Origin of the sequence: Chitinophaga niastensis, assembly GCF_003014755.1 — a bacterium.
GTDB lineage: Bacteria > Bacteroidota > Bacteroidia > Chitinophagales > Chitinophagaceae > Chitinophaga > Chitinophaga niastensis.
Genome location: NZ_PYAW01000001.1, coordinates 1,905,372 through 1,930,957, shown reverse-complemented (window position 1 = coordinate 1,930,957; position 25,586 = coordinate 1,905,372). Strand labels below are relative to the sequence as shown.

Below are 25,586 nucleotides of genomic sequence, written 5' to 3'. Positions count from 1 at the left end.
TAAGATTGAATAAATTACCCTGATGGGCGTTATGTTGTTTTATATTGAAGATATCCGCTAAAATCTACTCATTGATCTTCGGCACCCATCAGGGTAATCCATTCAATCCTAAAAATCCTGGTTCAGACAATTGCATTTATTTTTCTTTACTTTATCCCCATAAAAGTGCAGCGTTTTCTCTTAAAACATTTCATTAATAAACAGCAAGTAACGGGTTTTCCAGGCACCTCATCCTGTCTACTTTTGTATTAAAACATTACGCCATGGACAATTACAACAAAATTGCAACGGCAATAGACTACATCAAAAGTAATTTCAGGGAACAGCCGGATCTGCAGGAAATGGCCGCCGCTGTGCATATGAGTCCCTTTCATTTTCAAAGGGTATTTTCGGAATGGGCAGGTGTTACACCTAAAAAATTTCTGCAATACCTCACATTGGAATATGCGAAAAATATTTTGAAAGAAGATAAAGCCACCGTGTTTGACGCGGCTTATGAAGCAGGACTTTCCGGTACCGGGCGTTTACACGACCTGTTTATCAACATCGAAAGTATGACACCCGGCGAATTTAAAAACGGTGGAAAAGCTTTGCACATCAACTACAGCTTTGCGGAGAGCCCTTTCGGAAATATTATTGTGGCATCCACCTCAAAAGGTATTTGTCATATGGCTTTTGCAGACGACCGCACAGCAGCACTGGATACATTGACAGCACTATTCCCGCATGCACAGTTTACACAGGTGGTGGATATGATACAGCAAAATACACTGTACATCTTCACACAAGACTGGAGCCGCTTATCGGAGATAAAACTGCATCTCAAAGGCACCGCCTTCCAGATAAAAGTATGGGAAGCCCTGTTAAAGATCCCCATGGGCGATTTAACGACCTATTCACAGCTGGCACAGAAAGCAGACAGTCCCGGCGCTTTCAGGGCAGTAGGCACGGCCGTAGGGCAAAATCCCGTGGCATTCCTGATTCCCTGCCACCGCGTTATAAAATCCACCGGTGAATTAGGACAATACCACTGGGGCGATACCCGTAAGATGGCCATGATAGGATGGGAAGCTGCCAAAACAGATCATCACAAATAATTATTGCAGGAAGCAGAAAACACGCCGAAACGGTGTAACAATAAAAGGGGCTGCCCACTCGTGTGGACAGCCCTGTTTTTGCTTATGAAAATAGGACCAGCACTATAAAGCGCCTGCCGGTTATACGAAAAGAATAATGAAGTGAACAACTAATTATTATCCACACAAAGTTTATTATAAATCAGCTCATCAGACGATATTGGCCAGATGTAGGCTGAAGCCGTTGGTGCGGTTGCTGGTACGGTACTGCTTTTCATCGGAACAGGAATACCAAGACGGGTAATTTCCATTCCTCTGAAACCTTCACCCAACAACTCAATATGTTTTTCCTGTATGATAGCAGCTAATAACGCAGCAGCACTGGCGAAATCACTTGTTGCATAAGTAATGCCGGCATCTGAACGGTGTCTTATTGCAGAAAGCAGCGCCACCGCTGTAGGATCTACCGCATTGGACTGGCGAACTTTTGCTTCAGCAAGGTTCAGTAATACTTCCGCATACCTGATAACAGGAACATAATCTGTAAAAGGACTTGGAGTAGGGAATTTAGTCCAATAATTTTTTGTACCGGATTTAAAAATAAATTTCCTGCGTGCATCTGTAGCTGGTTTCCAGCTTGAATCAGCTATCACACCATTAGGATGCAGGGAATATTCGCCGTTACCCGAATATGGATTGGCAGCTGGGGTAAAATAAAAGCCCAACTGCGTTTGCGTGCCAGGAAAATCTCCGGGCGAAATGGTAAATGGCAGAGAGAACAACGACTCTTTTGTGAAATAAGGTGCCGTGAAAACCTTTTGTATATCCGCTTCTAAAGCATGTCCTGCAGGTGAAACAAATGGCGCATTTACAGACACCAGTTTTGCTGCCTCCGATATTACTTTATCATATTGCTCCATGTACAAATATACACGTGTTTTATAGGCGATGGCGCTGTAGGCATTTGCACGTGCAATGGCTGTCAGCGTACCAGGATTTACCTTAGGCAACAGCGCTTCAGCAGAATCCAGATCTTTGATGATCTGCGCATATACTTCATTTACCGTACTGCGTGCCTGGGCATAATTACCCAGCTTGGTATTACCATCAAAACGAAGAATTAAACCGGGCTTACTGCCTGCTCCATCCCAATGCGGGCGGGCAAAAAGTTGCAGCAGCGAAAAGTAGCTCACACCGCGAACAAACTTTGCTTCCCCTGTGTATATTTTACCTATTGAATCCCCAACAATTTTATTGCCTGCTGCGGCCATACCGGCCATAAATACATTGGCGTTATTGATGGCCATATAACCCTGTGACCACAACTCTTTTACTTCCTGCGCCTCCCCGGTGGTAACCATTTTCCAGGATGCCTGCAGGGTTACGTTATTTTGTTTTTCATTTACAAAATCCTCTCCCCTTACTTCATTGGCAATCGCAAATTTGCCTCCCAGGAACTTTCCGTTCTTCAGCACAGAGTATAAACCATTCACCTGGCTGGTGATACGTTCTTTTGTTTCAAATGCTTTAAAATCAGGTATATCAGTGGATGGAACCGGATTCAGTTTATCCTTCTGGCAGGCACCTAACCCTGTAATCGCTATGACAAGTATATATATGCTATATTTTTTCATCTTCAATCAGTTTAGAAATTAACATTAAGACCTACCGTCATGGTTCGTCCGTTTCCAAGTGTGTTACGATCCACACCCTGGCCGGATGCGTTATTACCATTGGAAGAAACTTCCGGATCAGGACCAGGATACTTCGTGATCAATGCGAGATTTTGTCCTCTTACATATACCTTGGCGCCGCTCATATGTATGGCTTGGGCCAGCTTTTCAGGAAGTCTGTATGTCAATCCTACTGAACTCAATTTCACGAAATCACCTTTAAACACATTAGATGCCAGTGCAAAAGAAGAACCGTTGGAGATATTATCACCATATACCAAACGTGGCATATCAGTCTGATCGCCCGCTTTCTGCCATCTGTGTAACACATCGGTACTGTTATTCCAGTAACGCTGATCTCTTAAACCTGCATTACTACCATAATACACATAAAATCCTGTTTGATAAGTGAGTAATACATTCAGCTCAAAAGCTTTGTAGCGGAATGTATTCTCCAGGCCACCCAGGAATTTTGGATTGGTGTTTTTATAGGCAATCGCATCTTTTACACCCACTGCATTAGCTGGTTTGCCATCCGCATATTTATATTTAACAGCATCAGAAAAACTGAAGTATACTTCATCTCCGTTGCCATTAATAAATATTCTTCTGCCGGTAGCAGGATCAACACCAGCGGTGCGAACCACGTAAAGCATACTGGAAGAATACCCTACCTTGTTAATACTGGTTTGTTCCAGGCTACTGGTAACAAAAGGTATGGAAGTCAGGTCACCGGCCAGCGCAGTTATTTCATTTTTGTTATACGCTATATTGAAAGATGCATTCCAGGTAAAATCTTTTTTGGCTATAACACCTGCATTTATACTGAATTCCACACCCTTGTTAAACATACGGCCTACGTTGGAAGGAATAGTAGCTGTGGTAGTCGTAGTAATAATAGTAGGTATACCGGCAGATGGCATTTGCGGTACAAACAGGATCAGGCCATTAATATCCGTATTGTAATAAGATACCTCACCACTAATGCGGTTATTCAACAACCCAAAGGAAAAGCCGACATCTGTTTTCTTACTGGTTTCCCAACTAAGGTCAGGGTTACCGGCCTGATTGAAATAAAGGGAAGAACTACCACCATAAGGAATAGGTTTGTATAAAGACAATGCATCATAATCGCCCAGCCCTGCAGAGTTACCCACTTTACCATGGCTTGCCCTGATCTTGAAACTGCTGAATACATGATCCAATCCACTGTTAGCCCAGAAGGCTTCTTTCGTGATTTCCCATCCGGCAGAAAAACCATAAAAAACACCTTTTTTATGATTGGGACCAAAAGCAGAATACTGATCCTGTCTAACATTGGCACTTAAATAATATTTCTCTTTATAATTATAATTCAAACGGGTGAAAGCTGATAACAAATAGTTTTCCCTGCGATATAAACTCCTGGAGAGATCTGTCAACCAACCACCTTCAGTATTGTTGAAATAATTATCCATTTGCTTCTGACGTTCCAGGCCATAGCGTTCACGCGCATCACGCTGTTGCTCGCTACCAACCAATAAACTCAAAGCATGCTTGCCGAAAGTGCGATCCAGTTGCGCTGTATTGGTCCAAACCCATCTTTTATACTGTGTATAAATACTGGATGCATCACCGGAAGAGGATCTTGCATCACCCTGTATATTATTCTGGTAAAGATCATTATTCATCAGTATGAAATCTGCTCCATACTGTGTTTTCAGGGTCATCCACTCAAAAGGTTTTACCTGCAGGTAAACATTTCCCTGCACGTGATTGGCCTCTGTATTAGAGTGATCCAGATCCAGCAATATTTTAGGATTATAGATACCAACCGGCAAGGTGTTTTTTCCTCCATCCAAACCGGAACCACTAACATTATAAGTACCGTCATTGTTATATGGTGCTACCAATGGAGTAGTCAGAAATGCCAGTCTGGCCAAACCGCCGGAGTTAAACGCTTCCCCTTCCAGTGAACCCGATGAGCCGGAGATCAGGCTCTGCTCATTGGAATAAGATACTTTAGCACCGATACTGGCCACTTTTCCAAGTCGCTGGTCAATATTAAAAAGGAGGTTCTTACGGGCAAAATCATTTCTCTTCAAAATGCCTTCCTGCTTGGTATAACCGGCTGAAAAATAATAGCTGCTATTTTCTGTACCACCTGAAACATTTACGTTGTGGCTCTGCGAAACAGTCCTGGAACGATAAACAACATCCATCCATTTTGTATCAATTGTGTTACCGTTAGCATCTTTGTTTTCAACATAACGGTCAGTGCTACCCGCATTGGTGAGTGCTTCATTTTTTACTTCCAGGTACTGCGCTGTATTCAATACAGCAGGCAAACGTGTAGGTTTTGTAAAACCTACCCATCCGTCGTAAGATACTTTTGGACGACCAGCTTTACCTTTTTTAGTAGTCACAAACACAACACCATTGGCAGCACGGCTGCCATAAATAGCAGTAGCAGCAGCATCTTTAGCAATATCAATAGATTCTATATCAGACGGATTGATGCTGGACAGTGGGTTCAATGGTGCACTGGAAGTACCTACATCACCAGAGAAAGTAGGTACCCCGTCAATAACAATCAGCGGATACGCACTCATAGAAATTGAATTGGAACCTCTGATACGGAATACAGGCGGGTTATTTACTATACCATTGGGAACGGTGATCTGTACGCCTGCAGCGCGGCCACCAAGACCGGCTTCAAAGCTTTGTACCGGCAACTCTGCTACTGAGCCACCTTTTACGGAAGAAATGCTTCCAGTAACATCTTTTTTACGTTGTGTACCATAACCAACTACCACTACTTCTGAAATAGCTTTGCTATCAGTTGTAAGTGCAACAGTCCCTACACTGCTACCTTTTATCACTAATGTTTTCGCTTCATAGCCTACAAAAGAGACTTTCAATGTTTTAGCTTCATCGGGTACAGATAAGGAAAATTCGCCTTTATTATTAGTAACGGTTCCTGTTTTACCACCTGGCAAACTAACAGAAACACCAGGCATCGCATTGCCTGCTTCGTCGATCACCTTTCCTGAAACGGTGCGAGAACTTTGGGCCAGCAAGGAGGATGCTATCAATAGCATGCTGACTACCACGAGTACAAGTTTCCTCATGTTAGATGTAGATTTTGGTTAAACTAATAAGAATTATATCTGGTTGATGATCAGATTTTGGTTGTAATAATATTATTTAGATTCAGATTCAGATTTTGGTCGCAAAAACACTACAATATACACATGGGCTAATTCCATTGGCATTTTATTATAGGTAACTAAAAATAAAAAATTATTTCACCATTTCGCACAGAACATAAATATGTTTTAATTTTCATGTAGCCTGAAACTAAAAAACGAATGGTAATTAATTAATTACCATTCGTTTACATATTAAAAGAGAGATCAAATATTTTTTTTATCTTGATAGGCTCCAGTAAGAATGTGCCACCGGCCACCACTTTTCATACAATTGTTTAGCTATCATATACGCATCTCCGTTAGCTACAACAGGAAAATCATCCTGCTGATTACACCACTGATATTCCCATCTAGATAATTGTTTATAAAAATCGTTGGCTTCATTAGCGGGTCGCTTAAACCGATGATTAATGGCATCGGTTTCTATATATCGTTCGCCTGTTTTATTCAGTTCATTACCAAGAAATAGAAAATAATCTTCCCTGCCGGGCGAATTATGCCGAAACAGCATAGCAGTATAAATACTAATCCACTTTTCTTCATACAATTTTTTATTTTTTATCTACTACAATCAGCATTCCTTTTCCACCCGGTACCTCCAGTTGCTGTAAAGAAGCAGGATGACCTTCTTCCTGGAATGCGGGTATAGCAGGCATGCTAATAGTAGCTGTAGCCGGATTAAAGCCAAGTTTTTCTGGATCCAGCAGCAACCTGCAGGTGGCAGCTGTTCCGCTCCAGTTGGCAATGGCAATCACTGCCTGTTGATTCCCTTTATATACCGTTACTTTTACCTGGTCATTATCTGTAGTTGCCGGTGATTGCGGATCCCAGTAACCGATCATTTGTTTATGCAACAGATCGTACTGATCAAAGAACTGCCACAGGTGCCATTGCGACTGATCCCTGGTCCAGCCGGCACGATTGGTAATGCCATAAATCATTCCACGCCACGGATTACCACCACCCTCCAGCATCTGTGAAGGCAAACCAAAAGGAATACCCGATACTTCTATCAACCAATGATCCGGTGCACGATTGTAATTGCGCCCTTCACCTATCCACACCTGGTCGATATAAGGCAACAGATCCATGTAAACGTTCAGGCAGGAAGCCCATCCGGCCCTGCTGTCAAAATGATTCCAGCTATGGAGGTCAATACGCGCAGCAGGACGGTTATCATCCAGTATTTTTCGTGCACGCTTTAACGTTAGCCGGTCCATCGCACAATCATCTATATATACACCATCTATCTCCAGCTTTTTTACCATCCAGTCTAATCCCGCCAGGTAAAAATTATTCAAACGGGAATCCGGTGTGGTAATCACGGAATAATCTTCATGACCTTTATATTTCCCTTTGGTGAAAGTGGCTACCCATGCAGGTATAAAATTTTCCTTTACATTATTGATCAACCACGCAGGCGGACCGTTTTGATGAATAACAGTACGTGCTGCTTTACCCGGACCAGGAAAAATGATGGAACCACCTAAGCTGCGGAAGGCCCAGAATTCAGGTAAATTAACGGTCAGCTCACGTGTAGTGTAATAAGGTTTTACCCTTTCGCCCTGTGCATGTGCTTTAGTGATAAAACTTTGCAGATCCGGTACACTTTCGGCCAGATAAGGATAATTGATGTATGGGTAAATATCTTTTTTATGATGTATGTTGATGATATTCGCACCAACGGCTTTAGCAGCGGGTAAATAGTCTGCGCTTACATCTGAATCCGAATGATAATAACGATCACCATACTGCACCTTTTTACTGTATTGTTTTACAGGTGTAATCAGCATTTCAAAATCAAAAAACAATGGATGTCCGGCCTGCAATGTTCTTGCGCCACTGTAGGCGGTAAATAATACGGTTCCGGTCTTTTCCCACACGGTAACTCCCCCGGCCCCGTTATTCCACCAGGATGGCGGGCTTTGCAAAGGGCCAAAAGGATAATAAATATTTACCAGTGGCCGCTTATAATTTTCTGCTTTCAGCTTTATACGCACACCACCATTCACATCTCCAATCCACAGTGCATCTTGCTGACGGGTGGCAGTATCCCATTTCCAGTCAATTGTATCCGGGCGGTAGCCGCCTTCATGATTGAGTCCCATAGCATAGGCAGCACGCTCCTTTTTCAGTGGTACTTCCAGGCGTATATCCTTTATCGTTATATTCTTATTAGTTGTTACTTCCATGGAATAATTACCCCATCCGTCGGCTTCCAGGCTGCCTTTACAAAGTACCGTAATACCTTTTCCACTGCAGGATACCTCCCATTGCGTACCTGCGGGCGTTGCTGCCAACATGCGCAACGAACCTGGCTGCAAGGCAATGTCATTACCATCAGCGGTAGTGATAACCAGTTTCATATCGCCTGCCAGCAAAGCACTGGGAGTAGTGGTAATAACATCGTTAGCGCCGGCGAAATAGGTATTAATGGCAGCAGGTAATCCATGGTTATTTAATTGTACGGAACGTCCTGTGATGTATAGGGTGCCGTTTTCATTTTTCACAGGTGCGTAACCGTTAGTAACACGGTTATCTGCACCCACTTTACTATTCAGCCATTTTAGTCTTGCCAGCCTCCAGGCATCGTCTACACCACCATCTTTCAATACAGCACCATCTATTGTTAACTCCAGCATCATCACCTGTGGTGCTTTCCCCTTTGCCGTAATAGTTACCGGTGTACGGTAGCTACCGGTGGCGTTAACAGGCAGTTGTACACCTATCCATAATGGCTGAATGCGGCCGGTGGGCACGTTTACAATAGTCGTGTAGCCCTTACCGTTATATCCGGTTCCACTGGTATTAAAACACTGAAAACTATCTGGCGCAATGACGGGATGACCTTCCATCTTACTGAATCGCACAGCTACCTGTTCCAGTGAAGTTTTGTGCGCATACACGCCCACCTGGAAAACAAAAAACTCACCTGGTTGCGCAGTAGCCTTCAGCACCGGCAGCTGTTCAGGATGTGCATGTAACCAGGCCACCGGCAAGCTATCCAGCAAGCGGATAGGATGTTCCCTCGTTTCCGGAAACAGGAGAAATGGCTGTCCCTTGTATTGTTGATTAAAAGCAGCTGTTTCACTGGCGGTGGCAGGCTGCAGTAAATCATTTGATTGCCCGATACAATGATATATACTGCCCGATAGTAATGTTGATAATAATAATTTCCTTAACATTTTCGGAAGAAGTTTAATAACAGAAAACTACCACCCTTCCTGACAAAAGAAGGGTGGTAATAAAAAATGTTTTATACTAAAACAACCTATTGCAACGGATCAAACGTACCGTTCTCCCAGCCTGTATTCTGCTGCATATTTTGATTATTCTGTAATTCACTTCTGCTGATAGGCGCAAAATACATGTAGTCTTTAAACACCATGTCCCCCTGCAAATCCAGGTCTACTTTATTGTAGCTGAATTTCAAAGGATTATCTGATATTTTGGTACCTACCAAACCATGGCGACGAACACCATTCAACACCGTACCCGTCAGTTTCCAGCGACGCAGATCCCAGTAACGTTTCTGTTCAAAAGCAAATTCTACAAACCGTTCTTTCTGCAAACGCGTACGCATGGCGGCTACAGACATCCCGGCTGGTAGGCCATATAAACCGTTGGCGCCCGGCTGAATCTTGGCACGATCACGGATCAGCTTCAACACATCATAAGCTACCGCAGTATTGCCCAGTTCATTAGCTGTTTCTGCTTCATTCATCAATACTTCCGCAAAACGAATATCTATATAATCTGTACCAGAGCTGTTAGCCTCAGCAGCAGTGAGCACCTGGTTAATAGCCTTACGATTATAATAACCGGTATGTGTTCCATTGGGAGCGCCATATGCATCAATACCAGCATTTTCATACGTCCACTGTGTACGGCTAAAATAAGAAGCGCCGTTGTAAACAATCGTGGCATAAAAACGCGCATCCCTGTGCAGCCACTGATCGTCGGTATTAGCAGTGGGCTGCCAGTCGGCGCCATTATCTAACGGAAACGCCTCTACGAGTTCTTCGGTAGGATGATTGCCACCTGTGTGGTTCACAGACACAGAAATCGGTCTCACTTCAGCATCACGGCTTTGTGTTCTGCCGGGATTCAGAAAACGGATGGCGAATACCACTTCCTTATTCATTTCATCCAGGAAAAGATTGGAGAAGTCGGCATATAAACCGGCACCATTATTTTCCAGTTCCTGCCTGGCGGCCAGGTTGGCATCATATGCCGCCTGCCAGCGTTGAACATCATTGGAAGGATTAAACTGTGGACTTGCCCAAAACAATAATACCCTGCCCTTAAAGGCCATGGCCGCGCCTTTGGTAACACGTCCTTTATCACTTTGCACAGATGGTAATTGCGCAATAGCAGCATCCAGCTCCTTCAATACAAAGCTGTACGTTTCAGAAGTCTTGTTACGCTTCACAAAAATATTATCCGTAATAGATTGGGGCTGTTCAATAACAGGCACGCCACCAAAGCGTTTCACCATAGCAAAGTACAGATACGCGCGGATAAAATGTGATTCCCCGCTTAATCGTTGCTTCAGATCTGCAGCCAGCGTAGCAGTAGGAATCTGCTTAAAAAATACATTCACATTTCTGATAGCATCATATGGCCAATACCATAGCGGATTATTATCAGGACTCCAGGCACCGTTATTCACAGGGCCGCGTCCATCAGATTCATCTGCATATCCTGATTCTGCTGTACTCCAGTTGGGTAAACTGGTGTACAGATTATTTACGTAAGCAGTGGCACTCGCAGGGTCCGTCCAGGTGAGCGCTTCATTCACACTACCCAGATCGGTTTTATCAAGAATGCGGTTGCAACCTGTGAAAGCAGCCAGCATAGCGCATCCTATGACGATTATATTTTTCTTTTTCATGATTAATCTTTTCAATGCGTGATAACTTTAAAATCCAATATTTACGCCCACGTTCACAGAACGCATAATGGGATACTGGAAGGCGCCATAGCTCGTTTCAAACTCAGGATCATACAGCTTGATAGCAGCTATTGTAAACAGGTTACTGCCAGACACATAAAAACGAACATTGTTGATTTTAGCCTTTTGCAACAGCGCCTTAGGCAAGGTATAACCCAGCTCCAGGAACTTCAGGCGGAAGTAAGCACCATTCCTTAACCAGAAGGAAGAAGCAGGACCTTCTGTGCCATTCTTACCTCCAATTTTTGGATAAGCCGCATTTACATTTTCCGGTGTGTAATGATCTGCCCAGAAACTCAGTACTGCCTGTTCGCGCCACTGGTCGCGGTTCGGGAACATCACTTCTCTGTTAGCAACACCCTGGAACAGGAAGTTGATATCAAATCCTTTCCACGAAACACCACCATTGATACCATAAATTATTTCCGGATGAATACTTTTATTAGAGAGTACTACTTTGTCATAGTCGTTAACAATGCCGTCTGGCTTGCCATTCGGGCCACTGATATCTTTAAAGATAATATCGCCCACTTCAAATTTTTGTCCGGGTGCATTGTAATCAGGTAAGTTCTGCAGATCCTTATCAGACCTTGCGATGCCGGTAGCTATATAGCCCGTAACGAAGTCAATAGGGCGGCCTATCCTCTTCTGATAATCCATCGCATTGGCTGGTTCTGCCATGTTAATAACCTTGTTGCGCGCAAAGCTGAAATTGCCGCCTACATAGTATTTTACTTGTCCTATCTGGTTATCATGACGAAGAGATAATTCTATACCATGATTATCCACTACTGCATAATTTTCACTGGGCAACGTTGCGCCAAAAGTGCCTGGCACCGTGAGATTACGGGTCCAGAGGATATCATAGGTGTGTTTACGGAAATAATCTGCTTCCACACTCAATAAACCATTCCAGAAAGATGCGTCCACACCTATATCAGTTGTAGCAGCCTTTTCCCAGGTTAAGGCCGGATTAGGATATACGCCATTGGTTAATCCCATCGTTGCACCATTGAAAACCGCACCAGGTGCTACTACATATTTAGACTGCCACTGATAAGGTGGTATATTCGGATCATCATAATAATCATTACCGGTAATACCATAAGATGCGCGCAGCTTCAGGTTATCTAATCCTCTTACAACACCTTTCATAAATGGTTCTTCGGAAATACGCCATCCGGCCGACACCGATGGGAAGAAGCCCCAGCGGCCCTGCGGGCCAAACTGTGTAGAGGCATCAGAGCGGAAGTTAGCCTCAAACAGGTATTTATCTGCATAAACATAATTAACACGTCCTACGTAAGAAATACGCGCAGTTTGTGTGCCGGAGCCATTTACTGTCTGATACTTATGGTCAGGATCTGTAACGAAAAGCTGATCGATAGACGGGCTCAATGGATTTTCTCCTTTGGCCATAAACTGATCACTATAAGATTCTGACTGCTCATATAACAGTAACGCACCTACGGTATGTTTACCAAACGCTTTGTTATACTTGAAGCCCCCGTTCAACAGGTACATGACCGGTTGATTATAGTTTTCCTGCAAGGAGTTGTAAGGCAGCTGTGCAGCCGTGGTGGAGCCAATAATGCTATCACCAATAAGGTGTCCATGTCCGCCAAAGGTATTGTGCTGATACAGGGTATAACTCTTGTACTGTGTTTTGGTAAAGTTGAATTTCTTATTATAATTATAAGATAAAACAGCGCTTAAACCATCTACCGGCAACTTGTAATTCAATGCCAGCTGTCCGTTGAAAGTATTATAATTTTTACGGAGATACCCACCATTTTTGATCACCTCTGCTGCATGCCAGTGATAAATACTACCATCAGGCAAACCATTTACATAAGCAGGCGACATAGGCGGTTGATTCAGTATACCCCGGTAGAAATCTTTCATTTCTGCGTTATCACCATCCCATGGCCAATACGGGCGGGTACTATTCTGGAAGTTACCATCAATATTCAAAGAAACAGTGAAGTTCTTTGTAACATTAGCTTCTACATTACTACGCAGGTTATAACGTTTGTAATCCATGTTACTAAATACACCGCTTTCATTATAATAACCCAGCGACATAAAATAACGTACACTCTTACCACCACCGTTCACACTCAGCGTATGTTGTGTGGATAACGGGTCTTTGGCCACCAGCTTATACCAGTCGGTATTTACTTTACCGGCTTTATAATATTCCAGTTCATCAGGTGAGTACAAACGCACATCATTCGGACTAATACCCGGAAACTGGTTATACAACATATCATTCTGGTAAATGGCATGTTGATAAGAGTTCAACCGCGAAGGGATACTGGTGGGGCGCAGCGAACCCACATTACCGCTGTAACTAAAGCGGGGCGCCTGGTCCAGCTCTCCACGCCTGGTAGTCACCAACAAAACACCATTGGCTGCACGCGCACCATAAACAGCGGCAGAAGCAGCGTCCTTCAATACAGAAACACTTTCTATTTCATTAGGGGTGAGTACATCAAAATCCTCTTTACCTCTCACCACACCATCTATCACATATAAAGCACCATTACCATTCAATGTACCTTTACCACGAATAGTAATGGGTGAACTTACACCGGGAATACCACTGGGCGTATTCGCAAACAGGCCGGAAAGCCTGCCTGCCAGGGCATTAGAGATATTAGATACCGGAACGTTTTCAATATCTTTAGCGCTGATAGAAGAAATAGCGCCGGTTAAATTCACTTTCTTCTGTGTACCATAACCTACAACCACCACCTCATTCAGGCCGCGGGTATCTTCTTCCAATGAAATGTCCACCCGGTCGCGGTTATTGATAGCCACTGTTTTCGACAGAAAACCTACATAAGTAAACACCAGTTTAGCCACGCCCGGAGCATTCAGCTCATACGCGCCACTACCATCGGTTACAGCACCAATGTTGGTACCTTCTACTTTAACAGTTACCCCTATCAATGCTTCCCCTTTGGCACTGCTAACTTTACCTTTTATCCGCTTGTCCTGGATATCAGTTCCCATCGGCACAATCACTACCAGCTTATCGTTCATTTTTTTTGCAGATAAGGAAGTATTTGCCAGCATCAGCTGCAACACATCCATCACTGATGTTTCCTTTACAGAAAGGCTTATCAGCTTGCCGGCAGGCAACGTTTCCTCGCTGAACAGGAAGTGTAGATTACTTTTCTTCCCCAGCTCATTGAGTGCTTTGCTCAGGGACTTATTTTGTATGTCCAGTGTCACTTTCACATCCTGTGAATACACACTTGCCGAGACCCTCATGCAAGCCAGAAAAATTAGTAGAAAGAAGATCTTCATGAAGCGAATGATTTGCGGTCGGGGTACCAGGCATAGGTTCCCCTGATGAAATCGTAAGTTTTTTTGCATAATTTCACAAATGAAAAGTTAAACAATAAGGGTCCAGGCTGATCTAGTACATCAGCCTCCTTTGGTTGACAGATTCAACGGGGAATGTTCAAGCATTTCCCGTTTTTTATTACCGGCATTAAGTAATCATATGGTGGCTTTTAGTTGATAATAATCTTGTTCCCTTTTACTGTAAACTGAAAATGAAGGATCTGTTGCATAGCGGTGAGGGCCTCCGTTACGGTTTCGTCCTGGAACGCACCGCTAAAATGGACGGCATTTATCTGTTCATTGTTCACCTCAAAAGATACATTGTACCAGTGTTCCATTTTTTTCAGGATATCCGGCATTTTTTCATTGTTAAATACCAGTTTATTTTCTACCCACGATGTTTCTGCCAATAACATGGAATCATTCGGCAGCGTGCTGGCATTGGCAACACTATAGCGTATTGCAGGCTGTTTTGGTGTTATTTTTTGTTGACTGTTATTATATAAAATCAGTTTTTCTCCTGGTTGTAAATGAATTTTCTGTCCGGGTACATCTTTCATCAACACTTCTATCCTTCCGCTTACCAGCGTGGCTTCTGTCTTGCTATCATCATTGTAGGCCCTTACATTCAGCACTGTACCCAACACATTTACCTGCATTTTCCCGGCATGGATGATAAATGGTTTTTCCGCATCTTTGGCCACATCAAAGCAGGCTTCCCCGCTCAGGTATACTTCCCTGGTACCGGCATGTTTCATGTCATCATTGTAAGTCAGCTTACTACCACCGTTTAACCACACCTGTGTACCATCCGGTAATTTTATTTTGCTGCGCGATCCTTCCCTGGTAGTCACTTCATTTTCTGCCACCGGTTGAGAGAACCTGCCAACATAAGGCCGCATCAGCCATGCTGTTGCTGCCAATACACAAATCCCTGTGATGACCGCTGCCATCCACAATTTCCTTTTGCTTCGCAAAGGCACTATGGCAGACTGTTTCAGTACATCAGCCTCTTCTTCCTGGAGCTGTGGCCAATAACGGTCAAATACACCGGCCTCTTCTTCCTCCCGCTCATTTTTCCATATAGCCGTCATCAGTTCCATCGTGTACTGTGCTTCCGGCTGCTCACGTAACAGCCGCTCCAATTCCATTAATTCAGCATCCGTGGCCTCCCGGGCCATTTTTCTGCTCATTAAATACCAGATCCTTTCTTGTTCCATGTGATGAGATGAGGATTCCTCCGGGTATATAGACACGGGAATGGAGATAATCTACTAAAGGAAGGAAAATATTTTTTTTGAAAGAGGATTCAGTAAAATAAGGTTTGATTTTCCTTTCAATTACATATACCATCTCATCCTTTTTTTGTAAATTTGTAAATGCCCATACAGTCCAAATATCATATTGGTATTCAGGTTGATAAGCTAACCAATAGCATTGTAAATACCATATCAGGAGACAGTTTTGAAACTGAAACTTTAGCAGTATCACAACAAGATCTTAAAAACATAAATAAGAATAATCACTGGAATTTCAACTGGAAGGTCGAGTCTAAAATTAAAGACAGACAGGTTTATAAGCTGACAATAGAAGGGAACCCACATATTATTCAGGGTCTTATTAGCATAAGTGACTTAAAAGATCATTTTTACCTTCATTTAATTGAAAGTGCTCCCTTTAATATGGGCAAACCCAAACTCTATGAAGGTGTTCCCGGGAACTTATTTGCATTTACCTGTAAGAAATCCTTCGAACACGGGTACGAAGGTTTTGTTTCATTTACATCCAAAACCAGACTGATGGCACATTATGAATCCGCATTGGGAGCTAAACATATTGGAAATCATAAAATGATTATCTTTCCGGATGCCGCTGCTATACTTATTAACAAATATTTTAAACAATAGAAAATGGGATACATTAAAGAGCCAAAAGGGATAGACTTTGTGGTAGATCCTATTCCTTTAACTGAAAAAGACAAAGTAATGATCAGCAAGGTAATTGCTCATTACAAAGCAACTGGTCGAAAGAAGCGCATTCCTCCAAAAAAGCAACTTACAAAAAAGCAAAAGATTTAATCTTACTGCTTCACTACCTGCTTGCGGCTCATATCCAGGTTCACCGCCTGACTGATCTTCTTAAACGCTATGGCCATTTGTGCGTCAATGGTATTTACAGAAATATCCAGGATAGCCGCTACCTCTTTATATTTCAGCCCATCTTCCCGTACCAGCTTAAAAATAAGTTTACAACGTGGTGGTAACTTGGCAATAGCCAGTTCCAGCCGGTTCAATAACTCAGCGGTAATAAATAATTGTTCAGGAGTGTTGTGTAATGGTGCCAGTACCATTTCCATATTATCCAGGGAAATAACCGCATACCGGTTCTGTTTGCGGAGATAATTAAGAGAAATATTTTTTGCGGCTGTATAAAGATAAATTTTCAGATGACTGATTTCCGGGAGCTGCTGTCTGTTACGCCATACATTTACCAGCACATCTGCTGCAATTTCTTCTGCAGATTCCCTGGACTTCACAATCGCAAAAGCAAATTGTTGAAGTGGTTTGTAAAACCAACGAAACAAGCGCCGGTAGGACTGCTCGCATCCGGCCGCTGCAATCATGTGCAGACAATGCGTCATTTCATCCGTGGTAAATGTGTTCTCCCTCATGAATAGTTGCTGAGAGCAAATTATACATTTATTGGTTACCGGGGAGATAGCATATTCACAGAGTATACGCATATTTTACCAAACAATCTATTATTTTTAAGGGTATTATAAGCGGGTTCTTTGATTCTTAATTTTAACTTTGCAGCTACCAAACACCAATGAAACCTACGGGTAGCAAACTTATGAACGTTTATAGTATAGTTAAAGGCCCCCAGCAGCCGGATTTGCTTCACAATGAAACCCTGGCGGATATTTTTTCTCATGCTGTTCAGGCTCATGCGCATCATACGGCACTGATATTTCAACACCAATCTCTCACCTATACACAGCTCGATCATTGGAGTGATGCTGTAGCAGCACTACTTCAATCAAAGGGAATAGGCCCTGGCAGTGTAGTAGGCGTATGGTGGCCCCGGGGGCTGGAGTTACATGCCGCTATCTTAGGCATTGTAAAGGCCGGTGCAGCTTATGTTCCATTGGATCGGGAAATGCCGGCAGAACGTGTGGAGGGTGTACTCACAGAAGTAAAAGCCGCGGCCTGCTTCAGCGAATTACCGCTGCAACTGGATGCTGCTATTTTATCTGTACCAACATTACCGGACATAACAGAAAAAATTATCCTCACTGCTGGTCCGCAGCCAGATAACATGGCTTATGTACTCTACACTTCCGGTAGCACAGGGAAACCCAAAGGTATTCCGATCAGCCACCGGCAGATATGCCATCTTGTAAGAGCAGAACAAACTGTTTTAAATATACGCACCAGCGATAAGGTATACCAGGGCTTCTCTGTATCCTTTGACATGTGGTGCGAAGAAACCTGGCTCAGTTACTTTGTAGGCGCAACCCTCTGGGTGGCCGATGCCACTACGGCCAAAGCAATCGATGAGCTGGGCGATGTATTGCGCCGTGAAAAAATCACGGTACTGCACGCAGTGCCCAGTTTGCTGGCTATTATGGAAGATAACATTCCATCGCTCCGCCTGATCAATGCCGGCGGAGAAGCCTGTACTCCACAGGTACTGGCCAGATGGGCTGCACCTCCCCGCCTGTTCTATAACAGTTACGGACCTACGGAAACAACTGTCAGCGCCACCTTTGCCGCACTGAAACCCGGCGATTATATCACTATCGGTCAGCCCCTGCCCAACTATAACATGGCGGTAGTGGATGAAAAACTGGATATTCTCCCGGTAGGTGAACGGGGTGAACTTGTTATTTCCGGTCCCGGCGTAGGCGCAGGTTATATCGACAGACCAGAACTGACCCACGAAAAATTTGTAGACAAACCGGCCTCCATGAGCGCGTTACCAGGCGATCGCCTGTACCGTACCGGCGATGCCGCTATTATATTACCAGATGGCAGTATCGACTTTCAGGGCCGCCTGGACGATCAGATAAAGCTGCGCGGTTACCGTATTGAGTTAGGAGAAATAGAAAACCAGCTTCACGCGATCGACGGAGTAGCCGCCGCCGCTGTAGCTGTAAAGAAAGATAGTAATGACCAGGATCAACTGGTAGGATATATTGTTCGGGAAGATGACCAGCCTTTTGATGAATCTTCTATCAGAAGCAGGCTGGCAAAGGTATTACCTCCCTACATGGTGCCAGGCATCATTGTAGAATTGGATGATATGCCCCGCCTGCCCAGCGGTAAAATGAACCGTAAAGCATTGCCTGTACCTGCTGCCTTTACACAGATAACTACGCATGAGGCAATAGACCCCAATGCACCGCTGCAGGATAGAATAACGACCATTCTTGCAAAAGTATTTCCTGACCGCACTATCGATCTGCAGCAGGATTTCTTTACAGATCTTGGTGGCCACTCCTTGCTGGCAGCAGCCTTTGTATCGCGCCTTCGTCGCGAAGCCAATGTACCACAGGCATCTCTGAAAGATATTTATATACACCGTCCGTTACAGGAACTGGTAAATGTATGGGCAGCGGAAAAGCAAGCCGGCAAACAAAAAGGACGTGTTTTTAATAAAATACCCTGGTGGCGACACCTTTCCTGCTGGATCGCACAAACCATTGCCCTGCTGGTGATCTTCGGATTATTTGCCATGCAGATTTACCTGCCTTACCTCGGCTATTATTATGTAGAACAAGCTACCAGCAGCCTGGGATATGCTATCCTTACAGCATTGGGCATGTTCTGCCTGTTACCTCCCCTGTTTTCTATCTTAATCATCAGCACCAAATGGCTGGTGATAGGTAAGATGAAAGCCGGCGATTATCCACTGTGGGGCACCTACTATTTCCGGTGGTGGCTGGTAAAAACCATCCAACGCCTCATGCCTTCGATGTTCCTGAATGGTACCCCGTTATATCCTGCTTACCTCCGTTTGCTGGGTGTAAAAATTGCTGCAGATGCACAACTGGGTGCGATAACCATCGGTGCGGAAGACCTCCTGACAATCGGCAGCGATGTGAGTATCAGCTCCCAGGCAGTTATCAATAATGCTTTTGTAGAAGATGGATTATTGAAATTACGTACTGTTCACCTGGGTGATCATGCTTACGTAGGCAGCAGTGCTATCATTGGAGGTAATACCGTAATGGAAGCCTGGAGCGAATTACAGGATCTCAGCTACCTGCCTCCTGATAGTACTATCGCTTCCGGCGAAGTATGGCAGGGAAGTCCGGCAGAATTAAAAGTTAAAAAAGCCATCAGCGAATTACCGCAGCCATTACCGGTTTCAGCGGCTACCCGCAGAAAATACAGTGTTATATTTTCTTTATTCCTGCTGGTATTTCCATTCACTGTATTGCTGCCGTTATTACCCACCATCGTTACCCTCAACCAGATGGATAATGCTGCGCCGGATTATAACTTCAATTACATGGTGATCACACCTGCACTGGCATTGAGCTATATTATTTTGTTTACCCTGCAAACAGTGGTACTGACACGCCTGTTGCAATGGGGCATCAAACCCGGCACCTATCCTATTTACAGCGCTTTTTATGCACGTAAATGGTTTGCCGATCAGCTCATGTCATTATCACTGATAGTAATACACCCCATTTTTGCAACGGTATATATTTCTTCTTTGTTCCGTGCACTGGGAGCAAAAATAGGTCGTAATACAGAAGTATCTACTGCCAGCAGCGTAACGCATCCATTACTGGAAATCGGCGACGGAGCCTTTATCGCCGATGCGGTAACACTCGGCGAATCAGATGTACGCGGTCAGCAATTAATACTGGAAAAAACAATTATACACAATACCAGCTTTGTAGGTAATAGCGCGCTGATACCACAAGGATACGAGCTGCCGGAAAACATGCTTATCGGCGTGTTATCCACACCTCCCTCCAAAGACCAGCTGTCGGGCAGCAATGCACGCGACTGGTTCGGATCTCCGGCTATCGCATTGCCACGCAGACAGGAAAGTCGTTTCTTTCCACCGGAACTCACCACCAATCCTTCACCACAGCGCAGGCTGGCCAGAGCTATCGTAGAATTTATACGTATCCTCATCCCGGAAACAGTGGTGATCTGTTGCAGTATCCTTTTCATTGCCTACGCACATGACCTGGTAACAGATAAACCGTGGTGGATGATATTACTGCAGTTCCCATTCTATTATCTCTTTTTCCTGGGGCTCCCTGCATTCCTCTTTACGGTAGTCCTTAAATGGGTGCTGATAGGCGTTTACCGCCCACTCCAAAGCCCCATGTGGACGTCCAAAGTATGGCGCAGTGAAGCCATTACGTCTACCTACGAAGCGCTCTCTATCCCATTCCTGCTGGAATATCTCAAAGGTACCCCCTGGCTGCCTTCACTGTTACGCTTACTCGGCGTAAAAGCAGGTTTCAGGGTATGGTTGTTCACTGCTGATATTACAGAATTTGATATGGTGGAGATAGGAACAGATACCGCCCTGAATGAAGACAGTGGACCGCAAACGCATCTGTTTGAAGACCGTGTAATGAAGGTAGGGCCTATCAAAATAGGACGCAGAAGCAGTGTCGGTGCGCGTTCTATCATTTTATACGATAGTGAGATAGGTGACGATGTAAATCTGGCACCACTCTCTTTAGTGATGAAAGGGGAAAAACTACAATCCGGTACCGACTGGACTGGTAGCCCTGTTAAACCAGATTAATCCATGATAACTATCACGCCTATACGTATCCGTGAACATTACAATATCATCAGCAGCATGATGGAAGCGCTCCATGTCTCTGAACATGAGTTCTTCCCTAAAACAGCTGCCTGGGAAAGTATTGCTGATAGCTACATGCAACATGTTATCACCATGCAGGAAGACTGTGATGGTGCTTGCCTGCTGGCGTATTCCGATGATACGCCGGCAGGATTCATCTTCGCTTACCTGGAAGAAGCTGATGAAAGCCGCATCGAAGATTATACCGGTGATACCCTCTACGTATCTGATGGATATGTAGCACAACCCTTCCGCAGACAAGGTATCTACCGCCTGTTGAACGAAGAACTGGAAAGAATGTATATTGAACAGGGTATCCGCAGAATTGTAAGATATACCCTGACGAATAACCACCGCATGCAACAGTTCCTGGCCGCTAAAGATTACGAACCAGTACGGCTCGTATATGAAAAATGGCTGACGCAGGATGGAAAAAATGCTATTCCCATCTTCCCTGATAAAACCACCAAAAAATAACTAAACCAATATTTACACAACCCCGTATATGCTGTAAAACGAACCCGTGTTTAACAGGCATATTATAGCGGCAATCATCTTCCTCTGGTGTACTTCCGTTACCAACGCACAATCCATTCACTGGCTGGATTTTAATCAGCAGGCCTTTGATCAGGCCCAACAACAGCATAAACCTGTGCTGCTGGATCTTGGCGCCAGCTGGTGCCACTGGTGTCATGTAATGGATGATTCCACTTATGAAGATTCCACCGTCACCAGGTATCTGGTAGATCATTACATATGTATAAAGGCCAACCAGGATAAAAGGCCCGACCTCTATGCCAAATACAAAGATTATGGATGGCCCGCCACCATTATCTTTCATGAAGATGCCAAAGAACTGGTGAAAGAAGCCGGGTTCATCGGGCCTACGGATTTTCTGGTACTCCTGAAAAAAACGTATAATGGTTATCGTTATATTGAGCCGCAAAAACAAATAGCCAGCAATCCGGTTATCACAGGCGAGTGGTCTGCCCGCACCGCTGCCTTTGTACGCAATAACTTCTTTGAATACCTGGATATGATTGACGGAGGATATGATATGCAGCAACACTTCCTGGAGTACGATGGAATTGAATACGCTTTACGTCATTATAAAACTAATAATCAATTAAAGAAATGGCTGCCACTCACTATTCACGGGTCTTACCGCATCAATGATCCGGCCTGGGGCGGTGTGTATCAATATTCTACAAACGGCAACTGGGATCACCCTCATTTCGAAAAAATATTGAGTATCCAGGCTAGATATATAAAGATATACGCACAGTATTATGAAGAGATGAAAGATAGCAGCGCTTTATCGCATGCAAAAAATATTATCAGCTATCTCAACACTTTTCTGCACAGTAAAAACAACCTCTATTATAATTCGCAGGATGCAGATCTGAAAGAAGGAGAACACGCTGGCGGCTTCTTTGCATTATCGTCTGCAAATCGCTATAAGCAAGGCATTCCGCGGATAGACAGCACCTGCTACAGCAAAGAAAATGCACAACTCGCAGATGCATTTTTATACCTGTACAATGCAACTAATGATAAAAGTTATATAATAACCGCAGGCAATATTTTAGCAAAACTCAAAAAAGATTTCAAACAACCGGATGGTAGTTATGTACATGACCGCGCCTTCACCAGCAGCATCGCATTAGCGGATCAATTATATTTATGCCAGGCTTTACTGCATTATTACAATATCACCAAAGACACAGCAGCATTGCAGGAAGCCAGGAGCCTAGGCAATTATATGCTGGCCCATTTCAAAGGAAAAAACAAAGCACTCTACAGCTTTAGCAACAACAATAAATACCTGCCTCCGGATTATGTGCTAAGCGAAAATATAGATGCCTGCCGTGTATTTCAGCAGTTAGCCCAATATGGCAATACTACTTACAAAACAGCGGGAGAAAATATATTTGGTTATATATCTTCTCCCGCTGTATTAAAAACAATTATTGCAGAACCAGGTATTTTAACGGCTAAAGAAATACTGCACTAATAATCTATAGCATGATCTTTTGCTACCTTCCCGCCACCCCAGGCTTTTTGCGCCGTCCATTGCTGTGCAGGAGCTGCCCAGAAAGGATGGGTACCAGGCAGACCTAACGCCAGGAATCCGGTAGTACATAAATAGAGACTCCCGGTAGAAGTATACACATCCGCTATCTCCGGCTGATGCCCGCAAAAACCAATTTGCAGCCAACCATTTTTATCAAAAGTACCTGGTGTTTCAAAAATTCGTTTATTCACTGCCGTTAGTGCGCAACGCACCTGCGCCGGTGATAGTTCTGCCGGCAATTTATCTTCCAGTGCTACCTGTGCCAATGCCTGAAATGCCGCACTGCGGTAAGGCATAGAGCGACCCACCACTGGGAAAGTTCCTTCCGGTGATATTTGTCTTTCTAATATTACGCTATAACGCTGCATACGTTTTAACGCCAGCTCATACTGCTCCTTACTACCGGCTCCTTTTTCTGCCAGTACCTTCAAAAGGTCTACCAGCATAGGTTGTATTACAAAAGAGTTATAGTAGTCGAAATGAAAATGTGCGCCATCTCCATACATACTATCTCCTTTATACCATTCCATTATCTTTTGTACTGCAAAGTCTACCGGCTTACGATCCCAGGCAGCACCAAATTTCAGCAGCGTCACTTCAATAATGGCAGAAAACAACACCCAGTTATTAGTAAATGCTTTGATGCTGCGTAAACTGATAAAGCCATCAATTATTTGCTGACGGGTTTTAGCAGACAGTTGTCCCCATAGCTCATTAGGTGCGCGCAGTAAACCATGCGCCAGAAAAGCGCCGTCTACCAACGGCTGCGCATCAAACTTACCGGTGAAATTCATGTAATCCGGAGACGCCGGATCTACAGCCATGGCAATCGCTTTCCTGGTTATCTCCAGCAAATGAATGCGCTTACTGCCTTCCATGGTATTATCAGGTCCCAGTTCCAGCCAGGGCGTAACGCCTGCAAGTGTTCTGCCAAACGCCTCCAGGTAAGTTACTTTATCAACCGGTTTGGCATAATCCGGTGCTACCTCAGTGGGCATAGCAGTTCTCAATTTCCCTTCACTAAGCTGCTTCATAACGGGATTACATATACGAATTAGTAAATCCACATTGTACTCCCGATCATTCAACGGTGGCGCAGGTGCAGCCATCGTTTTCAACAACCCCTTATCTGTGCCGAGGCTCCCGGCCATGCCAGCCATGGGTATGGCTTTGATAAAAAAACGTCTGTCCACAGTTATTTATTTAGCCCATTGCTTATAACGAAGCAATGCTTCTACAAAATAATAATCAGCATATGTTAAAGGCACATCTACTTCCGATTTATGTGGTAAGGAACCAACGCTGTGCATCAATATAAAATCATTGTTCTCTCCTTCTTTTGCCAGGTAAGCCGGACTGCACAAATTTGTCAGCATTTTTTCTGCTGCATTCCAGTAACGTTTGCCGTCTGCCTTGTTGGTATAACGACTCAGTTCCAGCAGTGCAGAAGCAGCCACAGATGCGGCGGATACATCACGCAAAGCATTCGGAATACCCGGTGCATTATAATCCCAGTAAGGGATCAGATCAGCCGGCATGTTAGGATTTTGCAGGATATAATCTGCAATATGACGCGCCTGCTCCAGGTAAGCTTTATCTTTTGTTTCACGATACATCATGGTGTAACCATACAGTCCCCATGCTTGTCCGCGCGACCACGCAGAGCTGTCAGCCGCGCCCTGGTGTGTTTTCCGCTGCAGTACCGCACCGGTAGCCGGATCATAATCCACTACGTGAAATGAGCTGTAATCAGGGCGATAATGATTCTTTATGGTAGTATTAGCGTGTGTACGTGCTATCGCTGCAAACTTTTTATCACCACTCACTTTAGACGCCCAGGTAAGCAATTCCAGGTTCATCATGTTATCAATAATTACCGGAAACTTCCAGGTACCATGATCCCATGATTTAATACAACCTATTGTTGGATTAAAACGGGTAGATAATGATTTTGCACTGGTGAGTAAAATGGTTTTATAGGCAGTATCACCTGTAATACGTAAAGCATTACCAAATGGGCAATACATCATAAAACCCAGGTCGTGTGTATGTGTGTTGTATTGCTCTTTTTCTACCAGAGCCATACGTTTCAGCGCTTCTGCTTTAAAGGCAGGGTCCTTCGTATATTCGTAGAGGTACCAGGAGGTGCCGGGATAAAAACCGGAAGTCCACCAGGTAGAATTGGATGTCATCAGGCTACCATCCCTGGTATCAGTAGTACGCGGCAGCACACTGTCCGGTACATGTGTCATCATGTGTTTATACTGACGTGCAGCAAATTGCAGCGTTTCATCTGCTTTAGCTAACAAAACTTTATCTGCTTTACCTGACTGTGCATACGATTGCAGTATCATCACCGGCAATAACAATACCGTAAAGAACAGGTTCTTTTTCATAAGTAACGTAGATTATAATATG

Annotated in this window: 16 protein-coding genes; 6 read left to right on the top strand and 10 right to left on the bottom strand. The window is 44.1% G+C overall.

The features are described 5' to 3' along the window. The first annotated feature begins 263 nt into the window (after window positions 1-263). Window positions 264-1,097 carry a bifunctional helix-turn-helix domain-containing protein/methylated-DNA--[protein]-cysteine S-methyltransferase gene (locus CLV51_RS07985; RefSeq protein ID WP_106527435.1) on the top strand — a complete coding sequence of 278 codons (834 nt, stop codon included), beginning with the start codon at window positions 264-266 and terminating at the stop codon, window positions 1,095-1,097. A 149-nt stretch (window positions 1,098-1,246) separates the two neighbouring features. Here the strand turns inward: CLV51_RS07985 and CLV51_RS07980 are convergent, their stop codons facing one another. The 7 genes from CLV51_RS07980 to CLV51_RS07950 all read right to left on the bottom strand — a co-directional run bounded on the left by CLV51_RS07980 (window position 1,247) and on the right by CLV51_RS07950 (window position 15,468). Next, on the bottom strand, window positions 1,247-2,710 hold the full coding sequence (locus CLV51_RS07980) for a RagB/SusD family nutrient uptake outer membrane protein (protein WP_106527434.1): 1,464 nt from the start codon (window positions 2,708-2,710) through the stop codon (window positions 1,247-1,249). An 11-nt stretch (window positions 2,711-2,721) separates the two neighbouring features. Next, the gene (locus CLV51_RS07975) at window positions 2,722-5,859 is read right to left on the bottom strand and encodes a SusC/RagA family TonB-linked outer membrane protein (RefSeq protein ID WP_106527433.1); all 3,138 of its coding nucleotides are present in this window, start codon (window positions 5,857-5,859) and stop codon (window positions 2,722-2,724) included. A gap of 298 nt (window positions 5,860-6,157) precedes the next feature. Next, window positions 6,158-6,487: an alpha-N-acetylglucosaminidase C-terminal domain-containing protein gene (locus tag CLV51_RS07970; protein ID WP_106527432.1), complete on the bottom strand. Its 330-nt coding sequence runs from the start codon at window positions 6,485-6,487 to the stop codon at window positions 6,158-6,160. Between the two features lie 4 nt (window positions 6,488-6,491). Beyond that, a complete protein-coding gene (locus tag CLV51_RS07965; RefSeq protein WP_106527431.1) occupies window positions 6,492-9,125 on the bottom strand; it encodes a glycoside hydrolase domain-containing protein in 2,634 nt (877 codons plus the stop codon). A gap of 86 nt (window positions 9,126-9,211) precedes the next feature. After that, the gene (locus tag CLV51_RS07960) at window positions 9,212-10,834 is read right to left on the bottom strand and encodes a RagB/SusD family nutrient uptake outer membrane protein (protein WP_106527430.1); all 1,623 of its coding nucleotides are present in this window, start codon (window positions 10,832-10,834) and stop codon (window positions 9,212-9,214) included. A 27-nt stretch (window positions 10,835-10,861) separates the two neighbouring features. Beyond that, complete coding sequence (locus tag CLV51_RS07955; protein WP_158266954.1) at window positions 10,862-14,173, bottom strand: SusC/RagA family TonB-linked outer membrane protein; 3,312 nt, start codon at window positions 14,171-14,173, stop codon at window positions 10,862-10,864. A gap of 245 nt (window positions 14,174-14,418) precedes the next feature. Beyond that, a complete protein-coding gene (locus tag CLV51_RS07950; RefSeq protein WP_106527428.1) occupies window positions 14,419-15,468 on the bottom strand; it encodes a FecR family protein in 1,050 nt (349 codons plus the stop codon). Between the two features lie 159 nt (window positions 15,469-15,627). On the opposite strand from CLV51_RS07950, the gene CLV51_RS07945 reads away from it, so the two are divergent. Together CLV51_RS07945 and CLV51_RS29370 are read left to right on the top strand one after the other, a co-directional pair. Next, window positions 15,628-16,155, top strand: coding sequence for a hypothetical protein (locus CLV51_RS07945; RefSeq protein WP_106527427.1), 528 nt, complete (start codon window positions 15,628-15,630; stop codon window positions 16,153-16,155). Between the two features lie 3 nt (window positions 16,156-16,158). Next, on the top strand, window positions 16,159-16,326 hold the full coding sequence (locus tag CLV51_RS29370; protein WP_170115325.1) for a hypothetical protein: 168 nt from the start codon (window positions 16,159-16,161) through the stop codon (window positions 16,324-16,326). A 2-nt stretch (window positions 16,327-16,328) separates the two neighbouring features. Here CLV51_RS29370 and CLV51_RS07940 read toward each other — a convergent pair whose 3' ends face one another. Beyond that, window positions 16,329-16,991 carry an RNA polymerase sigma factor gene (locus CLV51_RS07940; RefSeq protein ID WP_106527426.1) on the bottom strand — a complete coding sequence of 221 codons (663 nt, stop codon included), beginning with the start codon at window positions 16,989-16,991 and terminating at the stop codon, window positions 16,329-16,331. Window positions 16,992-17,077: 86 nt separating this feature from the next. Between CLV51_RS07940 and CLV51_RS07935 the strand changes: the two genes are divergently transcribed. Genes CLV51_RS07935 through CLV51_RS07925 form a run of 3 tightly spaced genes read left to right on the top strand, consistent with a single transcriptional unit; the run spans window position 17,078 to window position 23,108 of the window. Beyond that, window positions 17,078-21,034 carry a Pls/PosA family non-ribosomal peptide synthetase gene (locus tag CLV51_RS07935; RefSeq protein WP_211301947.1) on the top strand — a complete coding sequence of 1,319 codons (3,957 nt, stop codon included), beginning with the start codon at window positions 17,078-17,080 and terminating at the stop codon, window positions 21,032-21,034. 3 nt (window positions 21,035-21,037) lie between these two features. Further along, window positions 21,038-21,571, top strand: coding sequence for a GNAT family N-acetyltransferase (locus tag CLV51_RS07930; RefSeq protein ID WP_106527425.1), 534 nt, complete (start codon window positions 21,038-21,040; stop codon window positions 21,569-21,571). A gap of 46 nt (window positions 21,572-21,617) precedes the next feature. After that, on the top strand, window positions 21,618-23,108 hold the full coding sequence (locus tag CLV51_RS07925; RefSeq protein WP_106527424.1) for a DUF255 domain-containing protein: 1,491 nt from the start codon (window positions 21,618-21,620) through the stop codon (window positions 23,106-23,108). Here the strand turns inward: CLV51_RS07925 and CLV51_RS07920 are convergent. Both CLV51_RS07920 and CLV51_RS07915 read right to left on the bottom strand, forming a co-directional pair. Next, the gene (locus CLV51_RS07920) at window positions 23,105-24,361 is read right to left on the bottom strand and encodes a DUF2264 domain-containing protein (RefSeq protein WP_106527423.1); all 1,257 of its coding nucleotides are present in this window, start codon (window positions 24,359-24,361) and stop codon (window positions 23,105-23,107) included. The genes CLV51_RS07925 and CLV51_RS07920 overlap by 4 nt on opposite strands. 6 nt (window positions 24,362-24,367) lie before the next feature. After that, window positions 24,368-25,564: an AGE family epimerase/isomerase gene (locus tag CLV51_RS07915; RefSeq protein WP_106527422.1), complete on the bottom strand. Its 1,197-nt coding sequence runs from the start codon at window positions 25,562-25,564 to the stop codon at window positions 24,368-24,370. Between the last annotated feature and the right edge of the window lie 22 nt (window positions 25,565-25,586).